Annotated in this window: 27 protein-coding genes; 13 read left to right on the top strand and 14 right to left on the bottom strand. The window is 35.5% G+C overall.

All coding sequences use genetic code 11. From position 1 onward, the window contains the following. From B2Z27_RS08605 to B2Z27_RS08620, 4 genes are all read right to left on the bottom strand, one after another. A complete protein-coding gene (locus tag B2Z27_RS08605) occupies positions 1–876 on the bottom strand; it encodes an alpha/beta hydrolase (RefSeq protein WP_074672766.1) in 876 nt (291 codons plus the stop codon). A gap of 10 nt (positions 877–886) precedes the next feature. Next, positions 887–1,648, bottom strand: coding sequence for an MIP/aquaporin family protein (locus tag B2Z27_RS08610; RefSeq protein WP_286813439.1), 762 nt, complete (start codon positions 1,646–1,648; stop codon positions 887–889). Positions 1,649–1,853: 205 nt separating this feature from the next. Beyond that, on the bottom strand, positions 1,854–2,756 hold the full coding sequence (locus tag B2Z27_RS08615) for an SMP-30/gluconolactonase/LRE family protein (protein WP_286813358.1): 903 nt from the start codon (positions 2,754–2,756) through the stop codon (positions 1,854–1,856). A gap of 9 nt (positions 2,757–2,765) precedes the next feature. Next, positions 2,766–3,599 carry a sugar phosphate isomerase/epimerase family protein gene (locus tag B2Z27_RS08620; protein WP_286813359.1) on the bottom strand — a complete coding sequence of 278 codons (834 nt, stop codon included), beginning with the start codon at positions 3,597–3,599 and terminating at the stop codon, positions 2,766–2,768. 174 nt (positions 3,600–3,773) lie between these two features. Here B2Z27_RS08620 and mazG point away from each other — a divergent pair, with 174 nt between their 5' ends. Further along, the gene (gene mazG, locus B2Z27_RS08625) at positions 3,774–4,550 is read left to right on the top strand and encodes a nucleoside triphosphate pyrophosphohydrolase (RefSeq protein WP_071341618.1); all 777 of its coding nucleotides are present in this window, start codon (positions 3,774–3,776) and stop codon (positions 4,548–4,550) included. Between the two features lie 3 nt (positions 4,551–4,553). Here mazG and B2Z27_RS08630 read toward each other — a convergent pair whose 3' ends face one another. Next, a complete protein-coding gene (locus tag B2Z27_RS08630; protein ID WP_286813361.1) occupies positions 4,554–4,958 on the bottom strand; it encodes a response regulator in 405 nt (134 codons plus the stop codon). 350 nt (positions 4,959–5,308) lie between these two features. On the opposite strand from B2Z27_RS08630, the gene B2Z27_RS08635 reads away from it, so the two are divergent. From B2Z27_RS08635 to B2Z27_RS08650, 4 genes are read left to right on the top strand one after another with little or no spacing between them, the layout of a single operon-like run. After that, positions 5,309–6,676, top strand: coding sequence for an MATE family efflux transporter (locus B2Z27_RS08635; RefSeq protein ID WP_074672777.1), 1,368 nt, complete (start codon positions 5,309–5,311; stop codon positions 6,674–6,676). A gap of 53 nt (positions 6,677–6,729) precedes the next feature. Then, the gene (locus B2Z27_RS08640) at positions 6,730–6,957 is read left to right on the top strand and encodes a hypothetical protein (protein WP_071341621.1); all 228 of its coding nucleotides are present in this window, start codon (positions 6,730–6,732) and stop codon (positions 6,955–6,957) included. 5 nt (positions 6,958–6,962) lie between these two features. Further along, the gene (locus B2Z27_RS08645) at positions 6,963–7,532 is read left to right on the top strand and encodes a phosphatase PAP2 family protein (RefSeq protein ID WP_286813362.1); all 570 of its coding nucleotides are present in this window, start codon (positions 6,963–6,965) and stop codon (positions 7,530–7,532) included. 59 nt (positions 7,533–7,591) lie between these two features. Next, positions 7,592–9,187 carry an ArnT family glycosyltransferase gene (locus B2Z27_RS08650; protein ID WP_339631749.1) on the top strand — a complete coding sequence of 532 codons (1,596 nt, stop codon included), beginning with the start codon at positions 7,592–7,594 and terminating at the stop codon, positions 9,185–9,187. On the opposite strand, the gene B2Z27_RS08655 is transcribed toward B2Z27_RS08650, so the two are convergent. From B2Z27_RS08655 to B2Z27_RS08675, 5 genes are all read right to left on the bottom strand, one after another. Then, entirely contained in the window at positions 9,184–10,080 is an 897-nt protein-coding gene (locus B2Z27_RS08655) for a lysylphosphatidylglycerol synthase transmembrane domain-containing protein (protein ID WP_286813364.1), read from the bottom strand. The two genes, B2Z27_RS08650 and B2Z27_RS08655, sit on opposite strands and share 4 nt — an antisense overlap. Next, a complete protein-coding gene (locus B2Z27_RS08660) occupies positions 10,064–11,023 on the bottom strand; it encodes a glycosyltransferase family 2 protein (RefSeq protein ID WP_286813365.1) in 960 nt (319 codons plus the stop codon). The genes B2Z27_RS08655 and B2Z27_RS08660 overlap by 17 nt, the downstream gene beginning before the upstream one ends. 83 nt (positions 11,024–11,106) lie before the next feature. Continuing rightward, a complete protein-coding gene (meaB, locus tag B2Z27_RS08665) occupies positions 11,107–12,096 on the bottom strand; it encodes a methylmalonyl Co-A mutase-associated GTPase MeaB (RefSeq protein ID WP_286813366.1) in 990 nt (329 codons plus the stop codon). Positions 12,097–12,134: 38 nt separating this feature from the next. Beyond that, the gene (locus B2Z27_RS08670) at positions 12,135–12,707 is read right to left on the bottom strand and encodes a DUF2911 domain-containing protein (protein ID WP_286813367.1); all 573 of its coding nucleotides are present in this window, start codon (positions 12,705–12,707) and stop codon (positions 12,135–12,137) included. A gap of 28 nt (positions 12,708–12,735) precedes the next feature. Beyond that, the gene (locus tag B2Z27_RS08675) at positions 12,736–13,650 is read right to left on the bottom strand and encodes an aldose epimerase family protein (RefSeq protein WP_286813368.1); all 915 of its coding nucleotides are present in this window, start codon (positions 13,648–13,650) and stop codon (positions 12,736–12,738) included. Positions 13,651–13,754: 104 nt separating this feature from the next. Here B2Z27_RS08675 and B2Z27_RS08680 point away from each other — a divergent pair, with 104 nt between their 5' ends. The 3 genes from B2Z27_RS08680 to B2Z27_RS08690 are packed head-to-tail and all read left to right on the top strand — an operon-like array spanning position 13,755 to position 16,255. Continuing rightward, complete coding sequence (locus B2Z27_RS08680) at positions 13,755–14,297, top strand: RNA polymerase sigma factor (RefSeq protein ID WP_071341629.1); 543 nt, start codon at positions 13,755–13,757, stop codon at positions 14,295–14,297. Next, positions 14,281–14,865 carry a hypothetical protein gene (locus B2Z27_RS08685; protein WP_286813369.1) on the top strand — a complete coding sequence of 195 codons (585 nt, stop codon included), beginning with the start codon at positions 14,281–14,283 and terminating at the stop codon, positions 14,863–14,865. The genes B2Z27_RS08680 and B2Z27_RS08685 overlap by 17 nt, the downstream gene beginning before the upstream one ends. Further along, positions 14,837–16,255, top strand: coding sequence for a hypothetical protein (locus tag B2Z27_RS08690; protein WP_286813370.1), 1,419 nt, complete (start codon positions 14,837–14,839; stop codon positions 16,253–16,255). Before B2Z27_RS08685 ends, B2Z27_RS08690 begins: the two co-directional genes overlap by 29 nt. Here the strand turns inward: B2Z27_RS08690 and B2Z27_RS08695 are convergent, their stop codons facing one another. Further along, a complete protein-coding gene (locus tag B2Z27_RS08695; RefSeq protein ID WP_099189046.1) occupies positions 16,256–16,990 on the bottom strand; it encodes a sugar-binding protein in 735 nt (244 codons plus the stop codon). A gap of 211 nt (positions 16,991–17,201) precedes the next feature. Further along, positions 17,202–17,909: a peptide-methionine (S)-S-oxide reductase MsrA gene (msrA, locus tag B2Z27_RS08700; protein WP_058103492.1), complete on the bottom strand. Its 708-nt coding sequence runs from the start codon at positions 17,907–17,909 to the stop codon at positions 17,202–17,204. 102 nt (positions 17,910–18,011) lie between these two features. On the opposite strand from msrA, the gene B2Z27_RS08705 reads away from it, so the two are divergent. Both B2Z27_RS08705 and B2Z27_RS08710 read left to right on the top strand, forming a co-directional pair. Further along, complete coding sequence (locus tag B2Z27_RS08705; RefSeq protein WP_286813371.1) at positions 18,012–18,704, top strand: peptidoglycan DD-metalloendopeptidase family protein; 693 nt, start codon at positions 18,012–18,014, stop codon at positions 18,702–18,704. Positions 18,705–18,995: 291 nt separating this feature from the next. Beyond that, positions 18,996–19,235: a hypothetical protein gene (locus B2Z27_RS08710; RefSeq protein ID WP_286813372.1), complete on the top strand. Its 240-nt coding sequence runs from the start codon at positions 18,996–18,998 to the stop codon at positions 19,233–19,235. Here the strand turns inward: B2Z27_RS08710 and B2Z27_RS08715 are convergent. Continuing rightward, positions 19,232–19,972 (bottom strand): arylesterase, encoded by a 741-nt coding sequence (locus tag B2Z27_RS08715; protein ID WP_286813373.1) that lies wholly within the window; start codon positions 19,970–19,972, stop codon positions 19,232–19,234. The two genes, B2Z27_RS08710 and B2Z27_RS08715, sit on opposite strands and share 4 nt — an antisense overlap. A 62-nt stretch (positions 19,973–20,034) precedes the next feature. On the opposite strand from B2Z27_RS08715, the gene B2Z27_RS08720 reads away from it, so the two are divergent. Continuing rightward, positions 20,035–20,724 (top strand): ABC transporter ATP-binding protein, encoded by a 690-nt coding sequence (locus tag B2Z27_RS08720; RefSeq protein WP_058103488.1) that lies wholly within the window; start codon positions 20,035–20,037, stop codon positions 20,722–20,724. Positions 20,725–20,771: 47 nt separating this feature from the next. Next, a complete protein-coding gene (locus B2Z27_RS08725; RefSeq protein WP_286813440.1) occupies positions 20,772–23,270 on the top strand; it encodes an ABC transporter permease in 2,499 nt (832 codons plus the stop codon). A gap of 34 nt (positions 23,271–23,304) precedes the next feature. On the opposite strand, the gene B2Z27_RS08730 is transcribed toward B2Z27_RS08725, so the two are convergent. After that, positions 23,305–23,895, bottom strand: coding sequence for a hypothetical protein (locus B2Z27_RS08730; RefSeq protein ID WP_286813374.1), 591 nt, complete (start codon positions 23,893–23,895; stop codon positions 23,305–23,307). 98 nt (positions 23,896–23,993) lie between these two features. Here B2Z27_RS08730 and B2Z27_RS08735 point away from each other — a divergent pair, with 98 nt between their 5' ends. Then, positions 23,994–24,212 carry a PLD nuclease N-terminal domain-containing protein gene (locus B2Z27_RS08735; protein WP_286813375.1) on the top strand — a complete coding sequence of 73 codons (219 nt, stop codon included), beginning with the start codon at positions 23,994–23,996 and terminating at the stop codon, positions 24,210–24,212. Positions 24,213–24,287: the final 75 nt, after the last annotated feature.

Raw genomic sequence — 24,287 nt, forward strand, 5'->3', positions numbered from 1 at the left:
TTATTTATTAATGGTTTCTGTGAATTTTTCAGTTAGTGCCCATTGGTAAACCTGTGATATCCAATTATCCGATGCTAAATTTTGGGTTTTCATCCCAAATCCATGTCCGCCTTTAGAATACATGTGCATAGCGGTATTTTTGCCATTTGTTAACCATGCGGAATATAAATCTGCACTGGGTTTAGCTAATCCTAAAGGATCATCAGATGCACAAATTACCAGCATAGGCGGCGCATCTTGCGGTACACTATATTCTCCTAAAACTGTCATCCAAGGATAAACTGGTACTATGAAGTTTGGTCTGTTGTTTTCCGTTGCATTAAATGTAACTCCCATGGTAACGGCTCCGCCAGCGGAAAAACCCATAAAGCCAATTTTATTGGGGTCCAATTTCATATTACTTGCATTGGTTCTTACATATGTAATGGCAGAAAGCCCATCCGCAATAGATAAAGGTAAAACGGGCGTTACCCTTTCACCTATTTTAGCCGGGTTGGTTGCTCCTTCATCGGTAATCTCCTTTATACCATCAATACCGGTAGGTACTAACCTATATTTTAAAACAAAAGCGGTGATACCTTTTTTATTCAACCACTTTGCAACTTGTCTACCTTCGCTTTCGATACTTAAACCGTAAAGTCCGCCACCTGGTGCAACAATGACACTGGTGCCGTTTGGTTGGTCAGCTTCAAATACCTCTAATCGTGGTACGGCAACATTGGTGACAACTTCGTTTTCCCAAATATCAGAATAGTATTCTCTTTCTGCAGTTGACCAGGTTACATCGGCATTTTTTTCAAAGGGCAGATCTACCATCTTTTGTGCAAGTACATTCATGGAGATAAAAATACAGGTAACTAAAATAATTTTCTTCATAATATCTTTTTTATTGCAATGTTTCAATAAGCATGAATAGAAATGCGGCTAGTACTCCGCCAATTATAGGGCCTACAATAGGTACCCATGCATAGCCCCAATCACTTTTTCCTTTATTTTTAATGGGCAAAATGGAATGTAATAATCTTGGTCCAAAATCACGGGCAGGATTTATAGCATATCCCGTAGGGCCTCCTAAACCAAAACCTATACCCATTACCAATAAGGCTACTGGTAGGGCATCTAATGAACCTAAAGAAACAGGACTATCGCCTACAGTTCCACCGGCAATATAAAATACACCGAATACTAAGGCGAATGCACCTATGATTTCTGTAACCATATTCCAAAACGGACTTCTAATGGCGGGCGATGTAGAAAAGGTGGCTAAAATAGCACTTGTATCTTCCGTTGCTTCATATTGTTTTTTATAATTGAGCCATACCAAAAAATTTCCCATCATTGCCCCTAAAATTTGAGCTAGGATATAGCCAGGTGCCAATGACCATGAAAATTTACCGGCTACGGCCAAACCAATGGTAACAGCAGGGTTTAAATGGGCACCGCTGGTATCTGCGGAAACAAAAACACCAATAAAAACGGCTATACCCCAAGCTAGGGATATTCCTGTCCAGCCAGAATCGCTTCCTTTGGTACCTTTTAAAACTAAATTGGCAACAATACCATTTCCTATTAAAATGAGTAATGCGGTTCCAATAAATTCAAAAATATATGTTATCATAGTTTGGTTGGATTTTAAGTCGTTTAAGATAATTAAAATCGAGGAATTATAAATTTTTAAATCCTTTTATTGAATATATGATAATATAAGGTCATTGTAAATGCGTTTTTTACATGGGCCCTATAATTACTAATCAATGTGTATGATTTATTTAATTAGGTTTTGGGCAAATAATCAAATGTAATCTCTCCTTTTAGAGTTATTACAGTTTATAGGTTTCAATAGCCGCATTCATCTAGTACCTAACACCTTTCACATTCATTTTTAGAGTGTAAATAGCACCCATTGCCGTAATGAATAGTATGTTTTGGTCCTTACCTCCAAAAGTGATATTGGCCGTCCAGTTTTCGTTTATAGGAATATGATGTAATTTTTCGCCTTTCTTGTTAAAAACAATAACACCATCACCTGTAAGATATATATTGCCTTTATTGTCAATGGTCATGCCATCTGAACCCATATTGGTGAAAAGTTTTTTACCTGTTAGGGTTCCATTAGGTTGTATGGTGTAAGCATATGTTTTTTTATCCCCAATATCAGCAACGTAAAGTGTTTTACCGTCTGGAGTACCTATGATACCATTGGGCTGAACAAAACCAGAAGCTATAATAGATACCTCTTTTCCATCTGGAGATATGTAATACACGTTCTTTTCTGAAATTTCTGCCTTAGTTCTTGTCCAGTATTCTCTTTTGTAATAGGGGTCGGTAAAATAGATACCACCTTTTAAATCTACCCAAATATCATTAGGACCATTAAGTTTTTTATCTTCAAAAGAAGTTAATAGGGTATCAACATTTCCGTTACTGTCAATTCTCCATAGTTCATTATTCTCGTCTGCAGCGGCCAATAAATTTCCGTCATGGTCAAAATATAGACCGTTGGCCCTGCCCGAAGGTTCTTTGAATATACTTAGCGAATTGTCATTTGCATGCCACTTAATTATTTTATCATTTGGTTGATCGGTAAAATAAACATTGCCATCTTTATCTGAGGCCGGACCCTCCGTAAAACTGTATGTACTATCTACTTTAACGAGCAACGCATCGTTTGCTATTATAGATGAATGTTGGGCTTTACAAGAGAATACAAGAATGCTTAAGGCAAGAGAACTGATTATGGTATACTTGGTTTTCATGTGTTAAGCTTATAGATTCTTTAAATAATTCATATTATACTGCATGCTTTCTATAGGTGTGCTACTATATTCTTCTTGTTCAATGTAAATATGTTCAACACCAGATAGTTCTTTTAACTCAAGCATTAAAGGTATGTCAAGCACTCCTTTACCAAATTCAGTACTTACTTTTTCATGCATATTCATATCCTTCAAATGCCATAACGGAAACCTGCCCGGGTATTTTTTAAAATAATGTAAGGGGTCTTTACCGGCAATAACCACCCAACCCAAATCAAGTTCCATATGCACTAGATCCTTTTGGGTATTATCCATAAGAACATCATAAAGAATCTGTCCTTTTTCAGATTCAAATTCATATTCATGATTATGATAGCCAAATTTTAAACCTTGCCTTTTACATGCTTCACCAGCGATATTGAACTTTTCAGCAACCCTTTTGTAATTATCTACAGTTTGTCCTTTAGAAGGTAACGACGAACAAATCAAATATTCCTGTCCAGATGCTACTGCATCTGCTATGGTCCGTTCAAATTTATCATCTAAATGTACATGGCTACTGGTAAGTGTCATGCCTAATGCTTTACAGGTTTCTCCCATTTTCACAGGTGATAAACCATAGTAATAGCCTTTATTTGACCCTGCACTTTCAATTTCCTTAAAACCTAAGCTTGCAATTGTTTCCAAGGCTTTTTTAGGATTTTTCAACATGGCTTCTCTAAATGAATAAAGCTGTACGCCGTATATTGAATTTTTAGGAAATGCTAAATTAAGCTGAGGCGTTAAAAGGGTAGCGGCACTGAACAGACCTGCCCGTTTAAGAAAATTTCTGCGTGTTTTCATAGGAGTGATAATCTATTGTTGTTAGTTGTTGTTTTAGCAATTGTAATTTCATTTGTAATGGTTGCATGAGTAGTGCAAATGATGATAATTACTTATGATTTTAAATGTACGAAAACAAAACAGGATTTTTAGCGAGAGAATCTATGGTTGCTTACTTTTGTGAAAACCGCATTCATGAACAATAGAAAGGAACAATTACAGGCACTTGATCGATTATTGACTATCATGGACGAATTACGGGAGCAATGCCCTTGGGATAAAAAGCAGACTATGCAATCCCTTAGACATTTGACCATAGAGGAAACCTACGAGTTGGGTGATGCCATTTTAGATAATGACCTTAATGAGGTGAAAATGGAATTGGGAGATGTACTGTTGCATATTATATTCTATTCAAAAATTGGGTCTGAAACCAATGATTTTGATATAGCTGATGTAGCTAATGCCATTTGCGATAAATTGGTGAATAGACACCCACACATTTACGGAGACGTTAAGGTGTTAAATGAAGATGACGTTAAAAGAAATTGGGAGCAGATTAAGTTAAAAGAAGGTAAGAAAAGTGTATTGGAAGGGGTTCCCAGGAGTTTGCCGGCTCTAGTGAAAGCAAATAGAATACAAGACAAGGTAGCGGGAGTAGGGTTTGATTGGGAAGAACCACAACAAGTTTTTGAAAAGGTACAGGAAGAATTAGGCGAACTTCAAGAAGAGGTGCAAAAAGGTGATCTTGAAAAGATCGAAGCTGAATTTGGTGACGTACTTTTTTCAATGATCAATTACGCTAGATTTTTGGGAGTTAATCCAGAAAATGCGCTGGAAAGAACCAATAAGAAATTTATTAAGCGTTTTCAATATTTAGAAAATAGCGCAAAGGAAATAGGCAAGGATATGAAAGATATGACCTTAGAGGAAATGGATATCTATTGGAATAAAGCTAAGACCTATGAGTAATTTTTAGTTATTAAGTTCAACGTCCATGATTTTCTCTAGATCTCTATGTTTTATAGGTTTTATGAAATAATTTGAGATTTCAGGAAAGCTCTTTGCTATTTCTACATCTTCTGCGTTTATAGATGAGGTTAACATGACAATTTTAATTTTCTTATTTATTTTGGATGCTACTTGTTGAAAGTCCTTAATAAAATCGAAACCGTTTAAAATAGGCATATGAAGGTCAAGAAAAATTACATCGGGTAAATCTTCAATGGCATTGACGTTATCCTGTATAAATTTTAAGGGCTGTAAAGAATCTGGAAAGTCAACAATTCTACTTGCGGATAATTGTTTTAAATAACGTTTCATTACATATTTAGATATATCGTCATCGTCTATAATCCAAATTAATGGGTCTTGGGACATAATTAATGGTAATTGGTGTGTTAGGTGTATATAACGAATCGCTAATGCATAATAGTATCTTTTGTGTTGGTTGAATAGCTAATTGGTCAAATTTTAACTTATTTCCCTAGTAGTATTTTCAATCAATTTTTTAATTTAAACTAATGATTTTGAGTGTTTTATAATATTTTATTCTAACTTTTGAATGGTTAATTTAATTTTAATTTATTGTAAAATTTATTTGTTATCCACCATCTTGTATGCTGATGGATTAGAGCAACTAGTGCTGTAAAATTCAATGATTTTAACTGGCTGAAAGCAAAAAAATATTGTTCAATTAGCGGTACCTTTGTTAAAAATTAGATTCAGTTTTGTTAAAGAACTACACGAAGGAATTTCGATATAACATTAAGCTTTCTGTTCCGGTAATTTTAGGAATGTTGGGTCACACCTTTGTACAGTTGGCAGACAATATTATGGTTGGTCAATTGGGCACAGCGGAATTGGCTGCGGTATCTTTGGGTAATAGTTTTGTTTTTATTGCCATGTCATTAGGTATTGGTTTTTCAACCGCAATTACACCTTTAGTAGCTGAAGCAGATGGGGCAGGTAATAAAGAAAATGCCAAAAGCGCTCTAAAACATGGTCTTGTTTTATGCACTGTTTTGGGGTTGTCATTGTTTGGTTTAATTCTATTGTCAAAACCAATTATGTATGCCATGAAACAACCATTGGAAGTGGTTGAGTTGGCATTGCCCTATTTAGATTTAGTAGCCTTTTCTTTGGTACCCCTAATTGTTTTCCAAGCATTTAAGCAGTTTTCAGAGGGGCTTTCTCAAACTAAATACCCAATGTATGCTACTATTATTGCCAATGTCATAAATATAGTTTTGAACTACCTATTGATTTTTGGCAATTTTGGATTTCCAGAAATGGGAATTGTTGGTGCTGCCGTAGGCACTTTGGTATCAAGATTTTTTATGGTTCTCTATTTATGGTTCATCCTAAAAACAAAAGAAAAGTTCAAGTATTACGTCACTAAATTCAATTTTGCCAATTTGGAGAAGACGGTAATGCAAAAAATTGTAGAATTAGGTTTTCCATCTGCCTTACAAATGTTTTTTGAGGTAGGTATATTTACCTCTGCTATATGGTTAAGTGGGGTTTTGGGTAAAAATGCCCAAGCGGCAAACCAAATTGCACTTAATTTGAGCAGCATGACCTTTATGTTTGGAATGGGCCTTGGAGTAACTGCAATGATCAGGGTTGGTAATCAAAAGGGTTTGGCTAATTTTAAAGAATTACGACGTATTGCCCAATCTATTTTCTTATTGACATTTTTGCTGGAAATTGTATTTGCCGCATTGTTCTTAATAGGTAGACACTGGTTTCCATCATTATATTTAGATATTGATGATATGACCAATTTTGCGGATAATACAGAAGTGTTGATCATTGCCGCAGAGTTGTTATTGGTAGCCGCTTTCTTTCAAATTTCAGATGGGGTACAAGTGGTAGTTTTAGGAGCTTTACGTGGTTTGCAAGATGTAAAGGTCCCTACATTGATTACATTTATATCTTATTGGATTATTGGCTTTCCAGTGAGTTATTATCTATGTCTTCATACTGATTTAAGAAGTACAGGAATTTGGGTAGGATTGCTCACAGGGCTTACGGCATCAGCTATTATGTTGTATCTTCGATTTAATTATTTAACTAAAAAACTAATTGCTGCTTAAGAACGTATTTTTAATCTGTAGCAGTTTATATTCAACTTATAGACCAGATTTTTATGGAATTTCCAAAATTTTTATTGGGCGATAATACTGATTATCCAACGGCAATTTTTGTTGTGCATACCGAGTTTCCTCGATTTATAATCAATCTTGAAAATGATGAGGTAGAATGGCTTGAAGAATTCTCCAAGGAAGATGAAAAAGAGTTGGAAGACGAAGCTGAAAATTTAATTGAGGCCGCAACTGCTTTTTACGATCGCGAAGTTTCAAGGTACGAAGATTAACTACTATGCTTGAAGGGCTTTTACAGTTAGATCAAGATTTCTTTTTATACCTCAACGGACTAGGTACTAAGAATTGGGACAATTTTTTTCAGTTTGTTTCCAACAAATTCAGTGCTATACCACTTTACCTTTTTTTGCTCATTCTTTCCTTTCAGAAATATGGGACCAAGAAGACTTTGGTGCTTTTGTTTACTGTGGGCCTTTTAATTACGGTTACTGATCAATTGGGTAACTTCTTTAAGTATGGGGTGGCAAGGCTAAGACCTTGCCATGATCCGGAGATAGCTCCTTACATGAGACTGGTAAAGAGTTATTGTGGAGGCAAATTCGGGTATTTTTCGGCTCATGCCTCTAACTCTTTTGCTCTAGCAGTTTTTTTTGGTAGTATTCTTAAGTCAAGTGTAAGGTATTTGGGTGTGTTTTTGGTGTTGTGGGCTGCTTTGGTCGCGTATAGCCGTATATACATTGGCGTTCATTTTCCTTTGGATATTTTGACAGGGGCTTTTATAGGCTCTTTGTTCGGCTGGTTGTTTGTAAAGTTATTTATATTTGCACTTCGCAAATTCTCCCTATGATATCTAATCTAAGGTACTGGTTTTTAATAGTTTTAGTTTTTTTGGTATACGTTGCAGGTATGTTTGTAACGTTATTTGAAAATGATTCCGCCCAATTTTCTGTAATGGCCATGAGAATGGTACAGGAAAGTGATTTTTTTAGCCTTTTTAAAGGACCGGAAGAGTATTTGGATAAACCGCACATGCATTACTGGTTGGCAGCTCTTTCCTATAAGATCTTTGGTATACATGAGTGGTCTTACAGAATTCCTGGAATATTGGCCACCTTATTGGCAGCCTATAGTTGTTATGGTTTAGGGAGTTTACTATACAATAAAAATGTAGGTAAACTTTCTGCTTTGATATTTATGACTGCACAGACGATCGTACTTGGGGCAATTGACGTGCGTACCGATGCAGTTTTAACGGGCTTTAGTATTCTAGCTATATGGCAACTAGCCACATATATAGAGAAAGGTAGCGTAAGGGCTATTATTATTGGAGCGTTTGCAGCCGGTATTGCCTTCTCTACCAAAGGTCAAATAGCGTTATTGGTTATTGGTCTGCCCATCTTATGTCATTTGTTTTACACAGGAAAATGGAAGGCTTTTATAAGCTATAAGGTATTGGTGGCGCTACTGGTTTTTGCAGTGACGATAACTCCAATGTTGTATGCTTACTATCTTCAGTTCGATTTGCATCCGGAAAAAGTTATTCGTGGTAAGGCTAACCGAAGTGGCATATTTTTTATTTTTTGGGAACAGAGTTTTGAACGGTTAAGCGGTGAAGGCATTGGAAAGAATAGCAGTGATTACTTTTTCTTTTTTCACACATTTTTATGGGTGTTTCTACCATGGACTATTTTGGGTATTGTTGCCTTTTATAGTAAAATAAGAACATTCATCGGTCAAAAATTTAAGTATGCAAATGGGTCGGAATTTTTAACCATAGGTGGTATAACCCTAATATTCATAATCATCAGTTTTGCCCAGTTTAAACTTCCTCATTATTTAAATATTACAATCCCGTTATTCGCTGTAATTACAGCGGCATACATTAATAAACTATATACTGTTAGTAATACAAAGACTGTAAAATATTTAATGATCGGGCAATATTTTGTTCTAAGTATTGTCTTTATTGCTTCGGCTTTAATTTGCTTCTATGTGTTTAAGTTACGTAGTATGGTGGCTTATTTCTTTTTACTGGTTGCGGTAATTATTATTGTGTACTATGCCCTTAAAAGAGAAGGTGTTTTTATGAAACTGGTTACCATTTCAGTATGCGCTTCGTTATTGCTGAATGCCGTTTTAAACTTGCATTTTTATCCTAATTTATTAGACTATCAAGCAGGTTCATCAATGTCAAAAATTATAGCGGAAAAGAATATTCCTGTAGATCGAATTTTTAAGGTAGGTAAGGATTATACGTGGTCATTAGATTTTTACAATCGTTATCCTGTTCAAATTACGTCTCCAGAAATGTTGAAGAACAAAAAAGACATATGGGTCTACGTAAATGATGAGGAAATGGACAACTTACAGGAACAAGGTTTTGATTGGGACTCCCAACTTTCTGTAGATCAGTTTAGAATTACTCGTTTGCAAGGTAAATTCTTAAATCCTAATACGCGTAAAAAGGTGACACGTAAAATGCACTTGTTACATATTTACTAAACCTCTTTTGTTTGTTGTTTAGGTGATTCTATTACTCGCAATTTAATTTTTTTGAAGTGATACCATACTCCAATTAAAGATACCAAGGCGGTAATTAAAAAGAAAAGCACACTAACACTTACAGATACATTTTGATCAAGCTCTAAGAACTTAGCTCCGTAAAAAAAGGTCACTTCTCTACTGCCAATACCACCTAAGGTTAATGGTACTACCGCTACTATAGACGAAATCAAGAAAATAATGAGATATGATATTTGATCGGTATCAATATGAAGAGCTAAAAGAATACACCAAATACTTATTAATTGTGCAAGTTGTACCAGCGCTGATAATACTGTTGATTTCCAAAATATTGGTAGTACATAATGGAAGAATTTTTTATTCAGAAGCCAAAAAATAACAACAGAAAATGGTATGGCAGTAAGGAATATCCAATGATAACCTGTTAATAGTTTGTTATCCAGAATACCAAGCAGCAAACATGCATAGATGAATAATAGTAGTAAGCCTCCAAGACGGTCTAGTACAAGTACGCTTACGATTCTTTTGGTCTTAACTTCAAATGTTTTTTTTAGGATATACCCTTTGTATGCATCACCACCTATACCACCGGGTAAAAATAGGTTATAGAACATACCTAATAGATACAGCTTAAAGTTGCTCTTATGGGTAAGCATAATTTGCAAGCGATGAAAGTAAAGATTTAATCTTACTGCGGCTACAAGCTTAGAGATGACAAAGAATAGTAAGCCCAGTAATAAGTAAATTAAATTACTGGTGGACAGAATACTCTTTATTTCACTTACATTGATTTTAGTGAAAATAAAATAGATTAAAACGGCACTTATCAGTACTTTTAATACGGTAGTTACTTTCTTATTTAACTTGGCCACCTATGCTTACTTTTTTAATGCGGTACGGTCTTTTGTTCTGAGATTCATAATAGGTTCTGATCAATAATTCCATAACAATACCTATTGTAAACAATTGAATACCTGCAAAAATGAACATCATACCTACTGTCAATAAAGGTCTTGTACCGATATCTTCGCCCAAGCCGAACTTAACGATCAATAGATATACGTTAATAAAAACACCAATAATAATCATTAATGAACCAGAAATACCGAATAGGTGAATTGGACGTTGAAAGTATTTGCGAATAAATAGTAACAGCATCATATCTGCAACTACTTTAAATACACGTTCCAACCCATATTTAGAAACCCCTGCATTACGTGCATGGTGTTTTACGGGTACTTGCTTTATCTGTCCTCCTTCAAGAAATGCCAATAGGGTTATAAACCTGTGCATTTCTCCATAAAGATTTAAATCCTTGGCAATATCTCTTGTAAAAACCTTCAAGGCACAACCATTGTCCTTGATATCTAGTTTGGTAACACGCCGAACCAAGAAATTGGCAATTTTAGAGGGTATCTTCTTAACTAGAGAGTCTTTTCTCTTTTGACGAATACCGGTAACAACATCATACTCGCCACTTACGGCATAGGTTAGCATTTGAGGAATATCAGAAGGGTCATTTTGCAAATCCCCATCCATAGTAATGATATATTCTCCTTCGGCATAATCTATGCCTGCTGCCAACGCCAAACTTTGTCCGTAATTTTTCTTTAGTTCTATAAGATGCACCTTGTCATCTTTTAAATCTTTTACTACTTTCTTGGTTTTGTCTTTTGAAAAATCATCAACGTAAATGATTTGATAGTCATAACCTACCAAACTTTCGTGAATTTTTTGGGTTAAAAGAGTAACATTATCTTCCTCATTGTATAAAGGAACAACTACCGAAAGTAGAGAAGTGGTAACAGGCTGCATTGGGTTGTTTTTGAAATCAATGCAAAGTTATGTTTTTTAAACTAAAGAAGGTCTACTGTAACACCAGTAACGCTTTAGGGAATTTAATGGGATTTTAAAGCCTTTAAGAGCTTTTCTGCAGCTAAGAAGGGTGATGAATTTCCGTTAATGACTTCATTTTTTAATTGTGGCAGTAATTCCATAGTCTTTGGGTGACGATAAAACTCTGATAATAATTCTTGTTCCAAATACTGAATGAGCCAATTTTCATTTTGTCTCTTACGGTTGTTTAGAAAGTGACCAGAAGCTTTCATGGTATTACAATAGGTAACTATTAATTCCCAAATTTCATGTAAGCCTTTAAATTCAATGGCAGAACAGGTCAATACTTCTGGAGACCAGCCATTTTCTTTGGGTGGAAACATATGTAGCGCCCTTGTAAATTCCATTTTTGTCAGTTTTGCACGTTGTATGTTGTCTCCGTCGGCTTTTGTAATTACTATGGCATCGGCCATTTCAATAATTCCTCTTTTTATACCCTGTAGTTCATCACCCGCACCAGCTATTTTTAATAATAAAAAGAAATCTACCATGTCATGAACTGCCGTTTCGCTTTGTCCTACCCCAATGGTTTCTATTAAAATACAGTCGTATCCAGCGGCTTCAAGTATTACGATACTTTCCCTGGTCTTTCTTGTGACACCGCCTAATGATGAACCAGATGCAGATGGTCTTATATACGCATTGGGATTTTTAACCAATTCTTGCATACGTGTTTTATCTCCAAGAATGCTTCCTTTGGTTCTTCTGCTTGACGGGTCTATGGTCAATACGGCAACTTTTTTACCCGTGGAGGTAATCAGATCTCCAAATTGCTCAATAAATGTGCTTTTACCGGCGCCAGGTACACCGGTAATACCAATTCTTATGGAATCTTGTTTTTTTGATATACACCCGCTAATTATCGCATTTGCAATTAAACGATGTTGAGGCTTTGTGCTTTCTACAATAGTAATAGCCTTACTAACTATGGCAACATTATTTGCATAGATACCTTCAAGAATTTCAGATGTCGTAAGGTTGGCTAAATTCATGGCAACGGCTTCTATTGTGTAATTGTAACGTAAATGTACTATTTGTAAATGGGAATCATGATTTTGGTAGTATCCCAGGCTAAGTCCAAATAATTTTGCTGCTGTATCCCATCTTTCAAATGCTCAAAATCAATGGAGAAATTCTCTACGGGATTTTCTAATGTTTTTACCGGGACTTCAACCGTTAAATAATCAAATCGTGGATCATGTGTGGTTTGGTTACCATCTACCCGGGTTACTCCCCAATCTGGTATTTGAGTATTGAATATAACTTTCCAACTATTCCGGTTAGGTACCGTCCATAATGAATATTTACCCGCAGGTAATATTTTATCAATTATTTTAATGTTTTGGGTAGTAGAAAAGGTGGTAGGTTCATTTGCCCCGGTTCGCCAAACTTTACCAAACGGTACTAGGTCTCCAAAAATAATTCGTCCTTTTTTGGACGGGCTGGAATATTCAACCTCTAAAGAACTTCCTTTTAATTCTAGCTGTGCGGTTTTAGCGGGGCTAAACTTTTTAGCCTCTTGGTGTATGTAAGGTATTATTACCAAATAAACAAGTGCCACGATAAGGGCTATAACAATGAAAATTCTCTTTATTAACTTCATTTATTACCAGTAATTCTATACACGAAATTTAACTTTTCTTACCTAAATCAAACTTAAAGATAGAAATGTTGTTGTATAGATCACCAGGCCTTAAGAGGCTTTTAGGAAAATCTGGTTGATTTGGTGCATCTGGGTAGTTTTGTGTCTCAAAACATATACCAGGGAAATCATCTGGAGTATAGACCACCAAAGCTGGCTGATTGGTGTATACCTTCATGGTAATGCCCGAACTTTTAGAATGTAGTTCTGCTACCTTTTCATTTCCAATATCTTTCACATAAATAGTATCAAACCTTTGTAGACCTATTTTTTTAGGTAAAAGAAAATCGTACTCGGTTTTACGAACTGGAACAATATTTCCCGTTGGTAGCAAATTCTCTTGCGTTTCTAATCTATAAGGACAGTTGAGCTGTAGTTCGTACTCATCTATGTACGGATTTTTATCTAATTTAAAATAGGAATGATTGGTAAGGTTTATAACCGTACTTCTATCCGTTATTCCCTCATAAATGACTTGCAAGGCATTATTCATAAGTTTATAGGTAACACTAACAGTTAAATTACCTGGGTAGCCTTCTTCTAAATGCTTGCTGTTATAGGTAAGTTTTACAAATGGTTTATCGCTATGGTCCACTTCATCTATGTTCCAATATTTTTGATGAAACCCTTCTTTACCTCCATGTAAGTGTACACCGTCTTCTTGATACAGGTCATATCTTGCTCGGTCTATTACAAAACCACCATTAGAAATTCTACCTGCGTAACGTCCAACGCTGGCACCTAACACATGATCATCTAATCTATATCTGCTTGGATGGTTGTAGCCTACAACTACATTGGTGAATTCGCCATCACCTCCTTTAACAAGTAATTTTTGAATGGTTGCGCCATAATCTAAAACCATTAGGGTCAAATAGGCATTGGAAATTGTAACTTGTTTCAAAGGAAAATTTTAATAGTGTAGTGTAAAAATAAAAATTTTTGCCACATTCTATTTTTTATATCGTCCTTAATATAACAACAACCAAAAACCAATCTAATTAACCGATGTTTCAAAGCAATGTCGTAGAAAAATGTAAAGCGAACGACCGGGCTGCCCAGTTGCAATTATATAGAAAATATTGTGACGGTATGTTTGTGGTAGCAAACCGTTTTGTTAAGAATGCGGATGATGCTGAAGATGTCTTACAGGAATCTTTTATTAAGGCATTTCAAAAAATTCATCAATACAAAGGTGAGGTAACTTTTGGCGCTTGGTTAAAAAGAATAGTGGTAAATAAAAGTATAGACTTTTTAAAATCAAAAAAAGATAAGGTCTCTATTGATGAACAGGATATGCAGGTAGTTGCAGAAGATGATAATTGGAACGTATCTGCTGTAATTAGTATTGATGAGGTAAGGTTGGCTATTGATCAATTACAAGAAAAATATAAATATGTAGTACTCATGTTCTTGGTTGAAGGGTATGATCATCAAGAAATTGCAGAAGTATTGAATATTTCATCCTCTGCTTGCAGAACAAGATTGTCAAGAGGAAAAAATCAATTAAAGGAATTATTAAAAGAAAAGAATTATGGAACAGGATCTTAGGGAAATGTTCAAAAAAGATAGGGAGAAGCAAAAACATGCCATAAAACCAGGTCATGAAGAACGGTTTTTAAAGAAATTGGAAGAATCTATTCCATCAAATAAAACAACAAAGTGGGGTTGGTTGCACATTGCGGCATCTGTTGTTGTACTGGTTAGTTTGTCATTGGGCTTCTGGTTTTTAAGCGGAAATGATGAAGATACAGTAACGGTTGTGCAAAATGATAAAGAGGAAAAGCAGAAAACCGAATTCACATTTGGTGATCTATCTCCAGATTTAAAAAAAGTAGAGAATTATTATGTGGCGAACATAAATTTGGAATTGGCTAAGCTAGAGGTTTCTCCAGATACCAAAGGTCTTATTGATAGTTTTATGGAGCAGCTAAATAATTTGAACCTAGAATATAAAACCTTAAATAATGAATTAAAAGAATTGGGTCCTAATGATCAAACCATTACGGCGCTTATAGAGAATTTACAGTTACGCTTACAATTATTACAGAAATTAAAAAGAAAGTTGAACGAATTAAAATTATCAAAAAATGAACAGATCAATGACACTAGTATCTAAGCAACTCATCATTGCATTAGGTCTTTTAACCTCTGCCGGCTCTTTTTCGCAAGCAGAAAGTAAAACTTTTCAAGAAAGATTTATCGTAGCAGAAGATGCTGTGGTAAATATCAATACCAGCTATGCTGATATTGAATTTGAAACTTGGGACAAGGATGAGGTGGCCATCACGGCCACCATTACCTTGGAAGGTGCTTCTACAGAAGAAGCGAAAGACTATTTTGAAAATAGCCCTATTGAAATTTTGGGCAACAGCAAAGAGGTTAAAATTTCCTCTAAGTCCAAAAACAATGATTTTTTTGCAAGTTTTGATTCAAAGACCTTTTTTGACCATAACGATATGCACATAGAGGTGCCCGAAATTGCATCATTTGTAGTTAGTGTACCACAAATTGCACCTTTTCCAGAAATGCCACCTTTACCACAGACCGAAGCTTTTATATTCGATTATGAAGCATATCAAGAAGATGGTGAAAAGTACATGAAAAAATGGCAAAAGAACTTTGAGAAAAGTTTTGATAAAAAACATCAAAAACGGTTGGAAGAGTGGGCTGAGCGCATGGAGGAGAAAGGTGAGGCAATGGATAAAAGAATGGAGGAATACAATCAAAGGCGTGAGGAATTGATGGAAAAGAGAGAAGAAGTTTTGCAAGAGAGACAAGAGAAAATGGAAGAGAGGCGAGAAAAAATGCAAGAAGAAAGAGAAGAACGTAGAATGCTGATCAATTCAGGTGAAGGTTCTCCAAATATATTCTATTATTCATCCGAAGGGAAACAAAAGAATTTTAAGATTAAAAAGACCATTAAGATCAGTTTGCCAAAGTCTACCAGAATAAAAATGGATGTACGTCATGGTGAGGTGAAATTAGCTGAGAATACCAAAAACTTGAATGCGAACCTTTCGCATTCAAGCCTTTGGGCAGTAACAATTGATGGTGAAGACACTTCTGTTTCTGCTGCCTATACACCGGTAAAAGTAAAAAAATGGAATGTTGGCCAGTTGAATACATCCTATTCGGAGGAGATTTTATTGTCAGAGGTTGTACAATTGCAATTGCAAGCAACATCATCTGAAGTAACGATAGATAAGTTGATGAACAATGCATTTATTAAAAACAATTTTGGAGCAATACATATCCTTGAACTAAGCAATGATTTGGAAGAGCTTGATATTAGTGTGAAAAACGGAGAACTTAACGTTAAGTTACCTAAAGTAGCCACTAACATTTATGTAAAAGGTAATTCGTCAACGCTAAAATTGCCTTCGCAGGTAAACGTAGTAGAAACTAAAAACGGATCTACAGTAGTAAATAAGGGATATCACTTAAAAAACAATAGTGGTCGCTCTATACTAATAACATCTGATTATAGTGAAGTAGTGTTACAGTAGTTATTTTAATAATTCCAATGTGCCAAATACATTGGCATCTATCCAACCTGCATTTTTATTCTCTCCAGGTACAAAGACAGATCCTATTAAATTTTCTCGTTTTTTGCTATTATCGTTATCGGCATAGGCAATAGCAAAACCTATTCTTTTTCCTTCGCTCAAAACAACCGGTTTTACAGTAGGCTTATCATTAAATATGCTAGGGTATACCTTTACGTGCATTTCCCAATATGTGGTATTACCTTCTGTTTGGTGCTTAGAGATTACATGATCATTATAAAGCGTTGGTTTTTCATTTACACCTAAGTCTACCACATTACCATCCAAGGCAACATGATAGGTAAATGCATTATGATTAAATCTATGTTGACCACCTGAATTGTCTTCATCAACGTAAACAATTACGCAATCATCATTCCACCATAATTTTAAAGGGTCTTCGGTTTGCTCTAATAAGGTATCATCCACTATCTCCAGTAAAATATAAAGTCCGTCTTCGTTCCAGGCCATTTTATATTTACCGTTATAATCATCATGGTCAAAAGGACCGCCGATCCAATTTTGGTCTATAGGTTGCCATTCTAACAAATTCCAATAATTCTCTATAGGTCTGCCGTCTAATGTAGGAGCATCTTTAATATAGGAGACGGGAGTTATTTGAGTGTTTTTTTTGCTTTTGCCATCAGAACACGAAGTAATGCATAGTAGAAGTAAAAAATAAATAGTCCATTTCATAATACTGGTTTGGAATCTATAATTTAAACACACTATTCTCTTAATTATTGTAAGATTAATAGTACTTCAATATCTGGGGCAAGATAAAATAAAATTAAACGAACCTAATTGTTTTCAATGTTAACTCTTACAGTATTAGATTTTTATTGTTTGTCACCAATAAAAAAGCGCCCCTAATGGAGCGCTAATCTATTCGTGGTGAACATAGTTCTTAATGTGTATTCTCCTTTAGATAATCTCCAAAGTTAGCTTTAAACCTATTTAATCTAGGTATAGAAACATTTCTGATGTAAGAATTGTTAGGATTATTCTTTTCATAATCTTGGTGATACGATTCTGCTTTGTAGAAAACGGTATATGGTGTTACCTCTGTGGTTATAGGATCATTATCATATACTTTATTGTCTACTAGGGCCTGAATGTAGCTTTCAATAATTTTCTTTTCGTCTTCATTTTTATAAAAGGCAATAGAGCGGTATTGTCTTCCACGATCTGGTCCTTGTCTGTTCAACTGAGTAGGATCATGAGATCCAAAGAACACCTGTACCAATTGAGTGAATGAAATTACCTTTGGGTCGTAGTATACTTCGACAGCTTCGGCATGGTCCGTTTTGCCATAGCCAACTTCTTCATACGTTGGGTTTTTCTGTTCTCCGCCGGCGTATCCAGATACAACTTCCTTTACACCTTTTACACTTTCAAAAATAGCCTCTACACACCAAAAACAACCACTGGCAAAATAGGCGGTTTCGTATTTACTTAATTGTTGCGGACTCAATTTAACCTCTTCATACATTTCTTCCTGCTGCGTCTCTTTGGCTGGTGTGTTTTCGGAAATTGTATTTTTTTTATTCTTGGACTGGCAACTCGTAGCAATTAAGCTTGCACCGGCCAATAAAACGATTTGTAATAATTTCATATTTCTTTTTCTTTTGCAATTTGTAGCATAATTTACAAAGTACTTACGAGGTAAACGGTTAAAATATGTTAACGAGATACTAAGATGGCATATTTTTGAAAAATGAACGAACTGCAAAAGGTACTTGATTCTTATTCTTTACGTAGTATAGGTATATTGGATAGCACAATACCAATGAATAAATATATACCTCTGGATCTATCCAAATCTAACGAAGCTTTGCTAGATGTGGACATTACAAATCCTGTTACCTGTCAATCATATATTGATACTGTGGTAAAGAGTAAGGATGGTATTGTTGCCTATGGGGGTTATTTAGAAGAACGAAATCTTTATGCGGATAAAGATGGGTTCTCTGCAGCTCATAAACCCAAGCGCAACATACATTTGGGAATAGATTTTTGGACCAATGCAGGTACTAAGGTCTTAGCTCCCTTGGATGGCAAGGTGCATAGTTTTAAGAACAATAATGTAGTCGGTGATTACGGACCTACCATAATATTGGAGCATACCTTACATCACATTACTTTTTATACATTATATGGTCATTTATCTATAGAATCTTTAACCGGTTTGTTTAAAGGAAAAGTATTTAAGGCAGGTGAAACCTTGGCAAAGTTGGGAACACCTGATATTAATGTGAATTATGCACCTCACCTTCATTTTCAAATAATAAGAGATTTAGAAGGTAATGAAGGTGATTACCCTGGCGTTTGCGCAGTGGAAAACTTACAACACTATAAATTCAATTGTCCAAACCCCAATTATTTATTGAAAATAAAAGGTAGTTCTTAAAAGTACTTTCTTTACTCCTTTTAAAACAAGCTCACATGGTCTTATATGTAGCATTTTTGTGGTACAAGAATAGAAATCGATTAAAAATTGTAAGAAAAAACCTATTAACTCGATAAACTGCACAAATTTGGCGATTATCAGTTTACAATTTTGTAGGAAAAAGGACTACAAAAAATGGTGATACATCGAATAAGTGCCCTTTCATCGTAAAAACTGTACCTCTTGTCGAAAGGGAAATACGTTTACTTAGGGGTAGGGGGTTATCAATAGACCAAATTTACCTACTTTATTATGCGTACTATTATATTTTTATTCCTTGTTATCTGTTTGGGAACCCAGTCCCAAGCACAAGAGAAGTCACCAAACACCAAAGTGCAGACTACTGTTATGCCCATGGCAGATATAACAGTAAAGTCTGATGTAAACACTCAGGGTTTTCAAACAGCAGCAAGGTTTTTTAAAGTGAAGAATGCAAGAGTTAAGCAAGCCTTACTTTTTAAACCAAGGGTAAGAACAATGTCTTTTGCCTAATTCAATTCTTCGACTGCAGCATCTTTGGTTACCTCTGCTACACTTGCAGGTAGCACAATGGTTTTTAAAATTTTCCAAACATTATTTGTAACTATTCTTTGACCTTCAGCGGTAGGATGAATTCCGTCCTCTAAATTTAAGCTTGGGTTGCCAGCTACTCCTTCTAACAAAAACGGAATTAAGTAAATATTGTTAGATTCTGCTAATGCAGGATACATAGCTTTAAATTGAGAAGCGTAGTCAGTTCCCATATTTGGTGGTATCTGCATGCCTGCCAACACAATCTTGGTATCAGGATTTTTATCTTTTACCATATCGATCATTTCTTGAAGATTGTTCATGGTCTCGGCAATGGGTATTCCGCGCAAACCGTCGTTAGCACCTAGTTCAAGAACAAAAATGTCTACAGGCTGGTTCAATACCCAGTCTAACCTGTTTAAACCGCCAGATGTGGTTTCTCCACTTAAGCCAGAGTTAATGACCTTGTAGTCTAAACCTAATGAATCTAATTTTTCCTGTATTCTATTGGGAAATCCCTCCTTTACATCCAAACCATAAGCTGCGGTAAGGCTATTTCCATAAAACAAAATGACTTTGTCATCGGTAGAAACATCTTCCTCTTTATCCGTATTTTCTACCTCTGCTTGCGCTTCAGATGGCTTTTTTTCGGTAGTTTCTCCGCATCCAACGAACAACAGTAGCACTAAAAAATAACGAAACTTTAATACTTTCAACATAGTCTTAACTTATTAGATTCCAAATCATTTGTTTATTTTGCTCTCTTGTACCAAAATGATTTATGACAAAGATATTAAACGTACGTAATCTAAAGAAAACGTATAACAGCGGATCAAGAAATTTGACGGTAATTGATGACATTTCCTTTTCAATTGATGAAGGGGATACTTTTGCAATTGTAGGTCCGTCGGGAAGTGGAAAAACAACTTTGCTAGGTTTATGTGCTGGGTTAGATGAAATTAATGAGGGTACAATTGAACTTTGCGGACAAGACCTAAGTGCTTTAAATGAAGATCAGCGAGCTTTGTTGCGCAATGAAAAAGTTGGTTTCATATTTCAAGATTTTCAACTACTGCCCACTTTAACAGCTTTGGAGAACGTGAGCGTTCCTTTAGAATTACAAGGAGAAAAAAACGCAAGTAAAGATGCTATGGATCTTTTGGCTAAAGTTGGTTTGGCAGGTAGGCATGATCATTATCCATCACAGCTTTCTGGTGGTGAGCAACAACGGGTAGCTCTTGCAAGGGCTTTTTCAAATAAACCATCTATTTTATTTGCAGATGAACCTACCGGTAATTTAGATGAAGAAACCGGTGAAAAGGTAATTAAACTATTATTTGACCTGAATAAGGAAATGGGTACCACTCTGGTCATTGTAACCCATGATCTTGAATTAGCTAATTTAAATAAACGTGTCTTACGACTTAAAGGGGGCAAAATAGTCATCAACGAAACTACATCCATATCTTGAGCGAATTTCAAAGAACATCTAAGGCAAAATTTAATTGGTTGTTGAAAATGGCTTGGCGAGATGGCAAGGCAAGCGGTAAAAGGTTGCTTTTGTTTATGGCATCCATAATATTAGGTATTGCCGCTGTGGTTTCCATACAATCTTTTAGTAATAACCTCAAAAATAATATTGGCTTACAGTCTAAGGCCCTAATGGGTGCAGATTTCTTAATTGATAGTAATCAGCCTGCAAATGAAAGGGTAATGGAGTTAATGGATTCTTTGGGCGGCTATAAGGCACGTGAGGTGAAATTCGCGTCTATGGCAGCCTTCCCTAAAAGTCTATCTACAAAATTGGTTCAGGTAAGGGCTATTGAAGGTAATTATCCTTTTTATGGTGAATTGGAAACGGAACCCACAACTTCGGCTTTTGATTATCAAGATAAGGGTGGTGCATTAGTTGATGCCACCGTAATGTTGCAGTTTGACCTAAAACCTGGGGATAGTGTAAAATTGGGCACCACTACCTTTCCTATTCTAGGGGCTTTGATTACTGCACCGGGTAGTACAGGTATAGGTGCAACTGCCGCACCGCCCATTGTGGTACCATTTCGTTTTATGGAAGAGAGTGGGTTGCTGCAACGGGGTAGTAGGTTAGGTTATAACTACTATTTTGAGGATGACAAAGTTGATTTAGAATTACTTAATGATAAGGTGGATCCGTTATTAGATGCAGAAAATGCAGATATGGATACGCATACAGATACCAGTGAGCGTTTGGGGCGTAGGTATGAAAATGTAGGTAGGTTTTTAAACTTAGTTGCGTTTATAGCGCTTCTTTTAGGGTGCGTTGGTATAGCAAGTTCTGTTCATATTTATATCAAAGAAAAACTAAAAGCGGTGGCGGTACTAAAGTGTTTAGGTGCAACGCGAAAACAAACATTTTTAATATTTCTACTGCAAATTGCCGGAATGGGCTTGTTGGGCGGTATAATAGGTACAGCAATAGGACTATTGTTGCAACAGACTTTTCCACTCATATTACAAGAGTTTTTACCTTTTACCGTTGAAATATCAACTTCATACCCAGCCATATTCGTTGGTTTGTTATTAGGCGTTTCTATGTCGGTGCTTTTTGCTTTATCTCCTTTGGTACATACTTGGTTCGTTTCTCCGTTACAAGTGTTGCGCGTGCAAGAAGATACAGGTAAAAAATCACGTCCATATCAAATCTGGGTAGTGGTGGCTATTGTATTGTTTGTGCTTTTATTTGCATTGTGGTTGTTGGGTAGATGGGAGTTTGCCTTGAGCTTTGTGGTTGGTATATTAGTAACGTTCTCTATTTTGGCAGGTGTCTCAATAGGTTTCATGAGGCTCATTAAAAAGTACTTTCCAAAATCATGGAGCTTTGCTGCACGCCAAAGTCTTTTAAATTTGTACAGGCCAAATAACCAGACCGTAGTTTTAATTTTAGCTATAGGTATTGGCACATTCTTAATTAGCACTTTGTATTTCACCAAAGATTTTTTACTTGCCAAAACAACTTTTGAGGCAAGTGCTGAAAGTCCAAATCTTATACTTTTTGATGTGCAGACAGAACAACGTAATGACGTTGAAAATACAATAACACCAAAAGGATTACCGGTTATAGATAATATTCCTATAGTTACTATGCGTATGGAGCGTATTAAGGATCGGGATGTGAATGACATTAGGTTAGACACCACCACTAGGGTGAATAAATGGATATTGAATCATGAATTTAGAACTACGTATAGAGATTCTATGATCGGTTCGGAAAAGTTATTGGAAGGGGAGTGGTTGCCGTCTGTTCCTCCTAGTACCGAAGTTATTCCTATTTCCCTAGCGGATAATGTTGCCAATGACGCCCTTGTAAAATTAGGAGATACACTGTTGTTCAATGTACAGGGTAAAATGATGACTACCGTGGTAGGTAATATTAGGCAGGTAGACTGGGCACGTATGCAGCTTAATTTTTCAATTGTTTTCCCAACCGGGGTATTGGAAAAAGCACCCCAGTTTCATGTGGTTACGACCAATGCGCCGGACAAAGCTTCATCTGCCAATTTACAAAGGGAATTGGTAAAGAAATTCCCGAATATATCTATCATAGATTTACGACAGGTGGTAACATTGGTTGAAAATATATTGGATAAAATTTCATGGGTAATCACCTTTATGGCTTTTTTCAGTATTCTAACTGGTATCATTGTTTTAATAGGATCGGTTCGTAATAGTAAATACCAACGAATTAGAGAAAGTGTATTGTTAAGAACCCTTGGTGCACAGAGTAAACAGATATTGAAAATTAATGCCTTGGAGTACCTGTTTTTAGGTGTTTTAGGAAGTGGTGTGGGAGTGTTACTTTCTTTACTAAGTAGTTTTTTACTGGCTTATTTTATTTTTGATACTCCATTTATTCCGTCGTGGGTACCATTTTTGGTTGTATTGCCGGGTATAACATTGTTGGTCTTAGCCATCGGTTTATTTAATAGTAGGGGAGTGTTAAATAGTCCGCCATTGCAAGTGTTGCGAAAAGAAGGATGATGCAAAAAGATATTGCCCTTATAATAGTTTTGGCTTAATTATTTGTTGATGTGGGTTTGCCAACATAGAAATATAATAGGTAATCCGTATTCGGGTCTAGAAATCGAAACAGCTGCGTTCGTATTGTTGGTTGTTGATAGTCTTCTTCATCATACACCTCTAATAAAAGTGATGCATAATCTGAACGAGAAAAACCTCCTTTTTTAGCAGTAATTTCAGATACTCGTTGATTAAATAGTATACTTTTAGGTTGAGCTTTATTTCTAAAATGTATTAATGGTACTGTTTTCAAAGTTTTTGCCAGTTCATAATTATGGTGCTTAGCAATTACCTTTAAAGAATCTCCCAAAGCAAAATCACTCACTATTGCATAAGTACTATCCCTGCTTATTTCTTTTAAAAGGTTGGTGTAATTTTTATAAGTACCATCTGTAATTACACTTTTTACAATTATCTCTTGTTCAAAATCATCTAATATCTTTAAAAGTGCTGAGAAGTACTCAGGATACTCTTTTTCAACGGCAATGTTAATAGCTTCATCATATGTCACATTATTTGTTTGAGCGGCAGATTCATTAAAAAACAAGAGGAGAGCAAATAGGAATAGATACGTGTGTAATTTCATTAAGTAAGAATATTTTGTTCTAGTTGAAATTTAGTACTTTATATGGTGTTAATTTCTATAACTTTATTGAATACATAACTTTTATAAATTATACAATTATGAATTTACCGGCAATTTTTTCATTTACATTAGGTATTTGGCAATCTTTAGTAATTGTAGCGCTTTTTGTTTGGGTGTATTGCTTAGTTGATATTGTACGCCATGAATTCAAGAATGACGGTAAAGTTACATGGTTGCTAATTGTATTTTTTCTTCCAATTTTAGGTTCGCTTCTATATTTATCCACAGGGAAAAGTAGACGTATGCTAAAGGCGTAATCTAATATCCCTTTTTATTATTTTCCGTTTTCCATAGCCGCTTATGATTTAATTACGGATAAATTACTCACTATA

The organism is Maribacter sp. UBA3344 (assembly GCF_002362375.1).
In the GTDB taxonomy this organism is placed as follows: domain Bacteria; phylum Bacteroidota; class Bacteroidia; order Flavobacteriales; family Flavobacteriaceae; genus Maribacter; species Maribacter dokdonensis.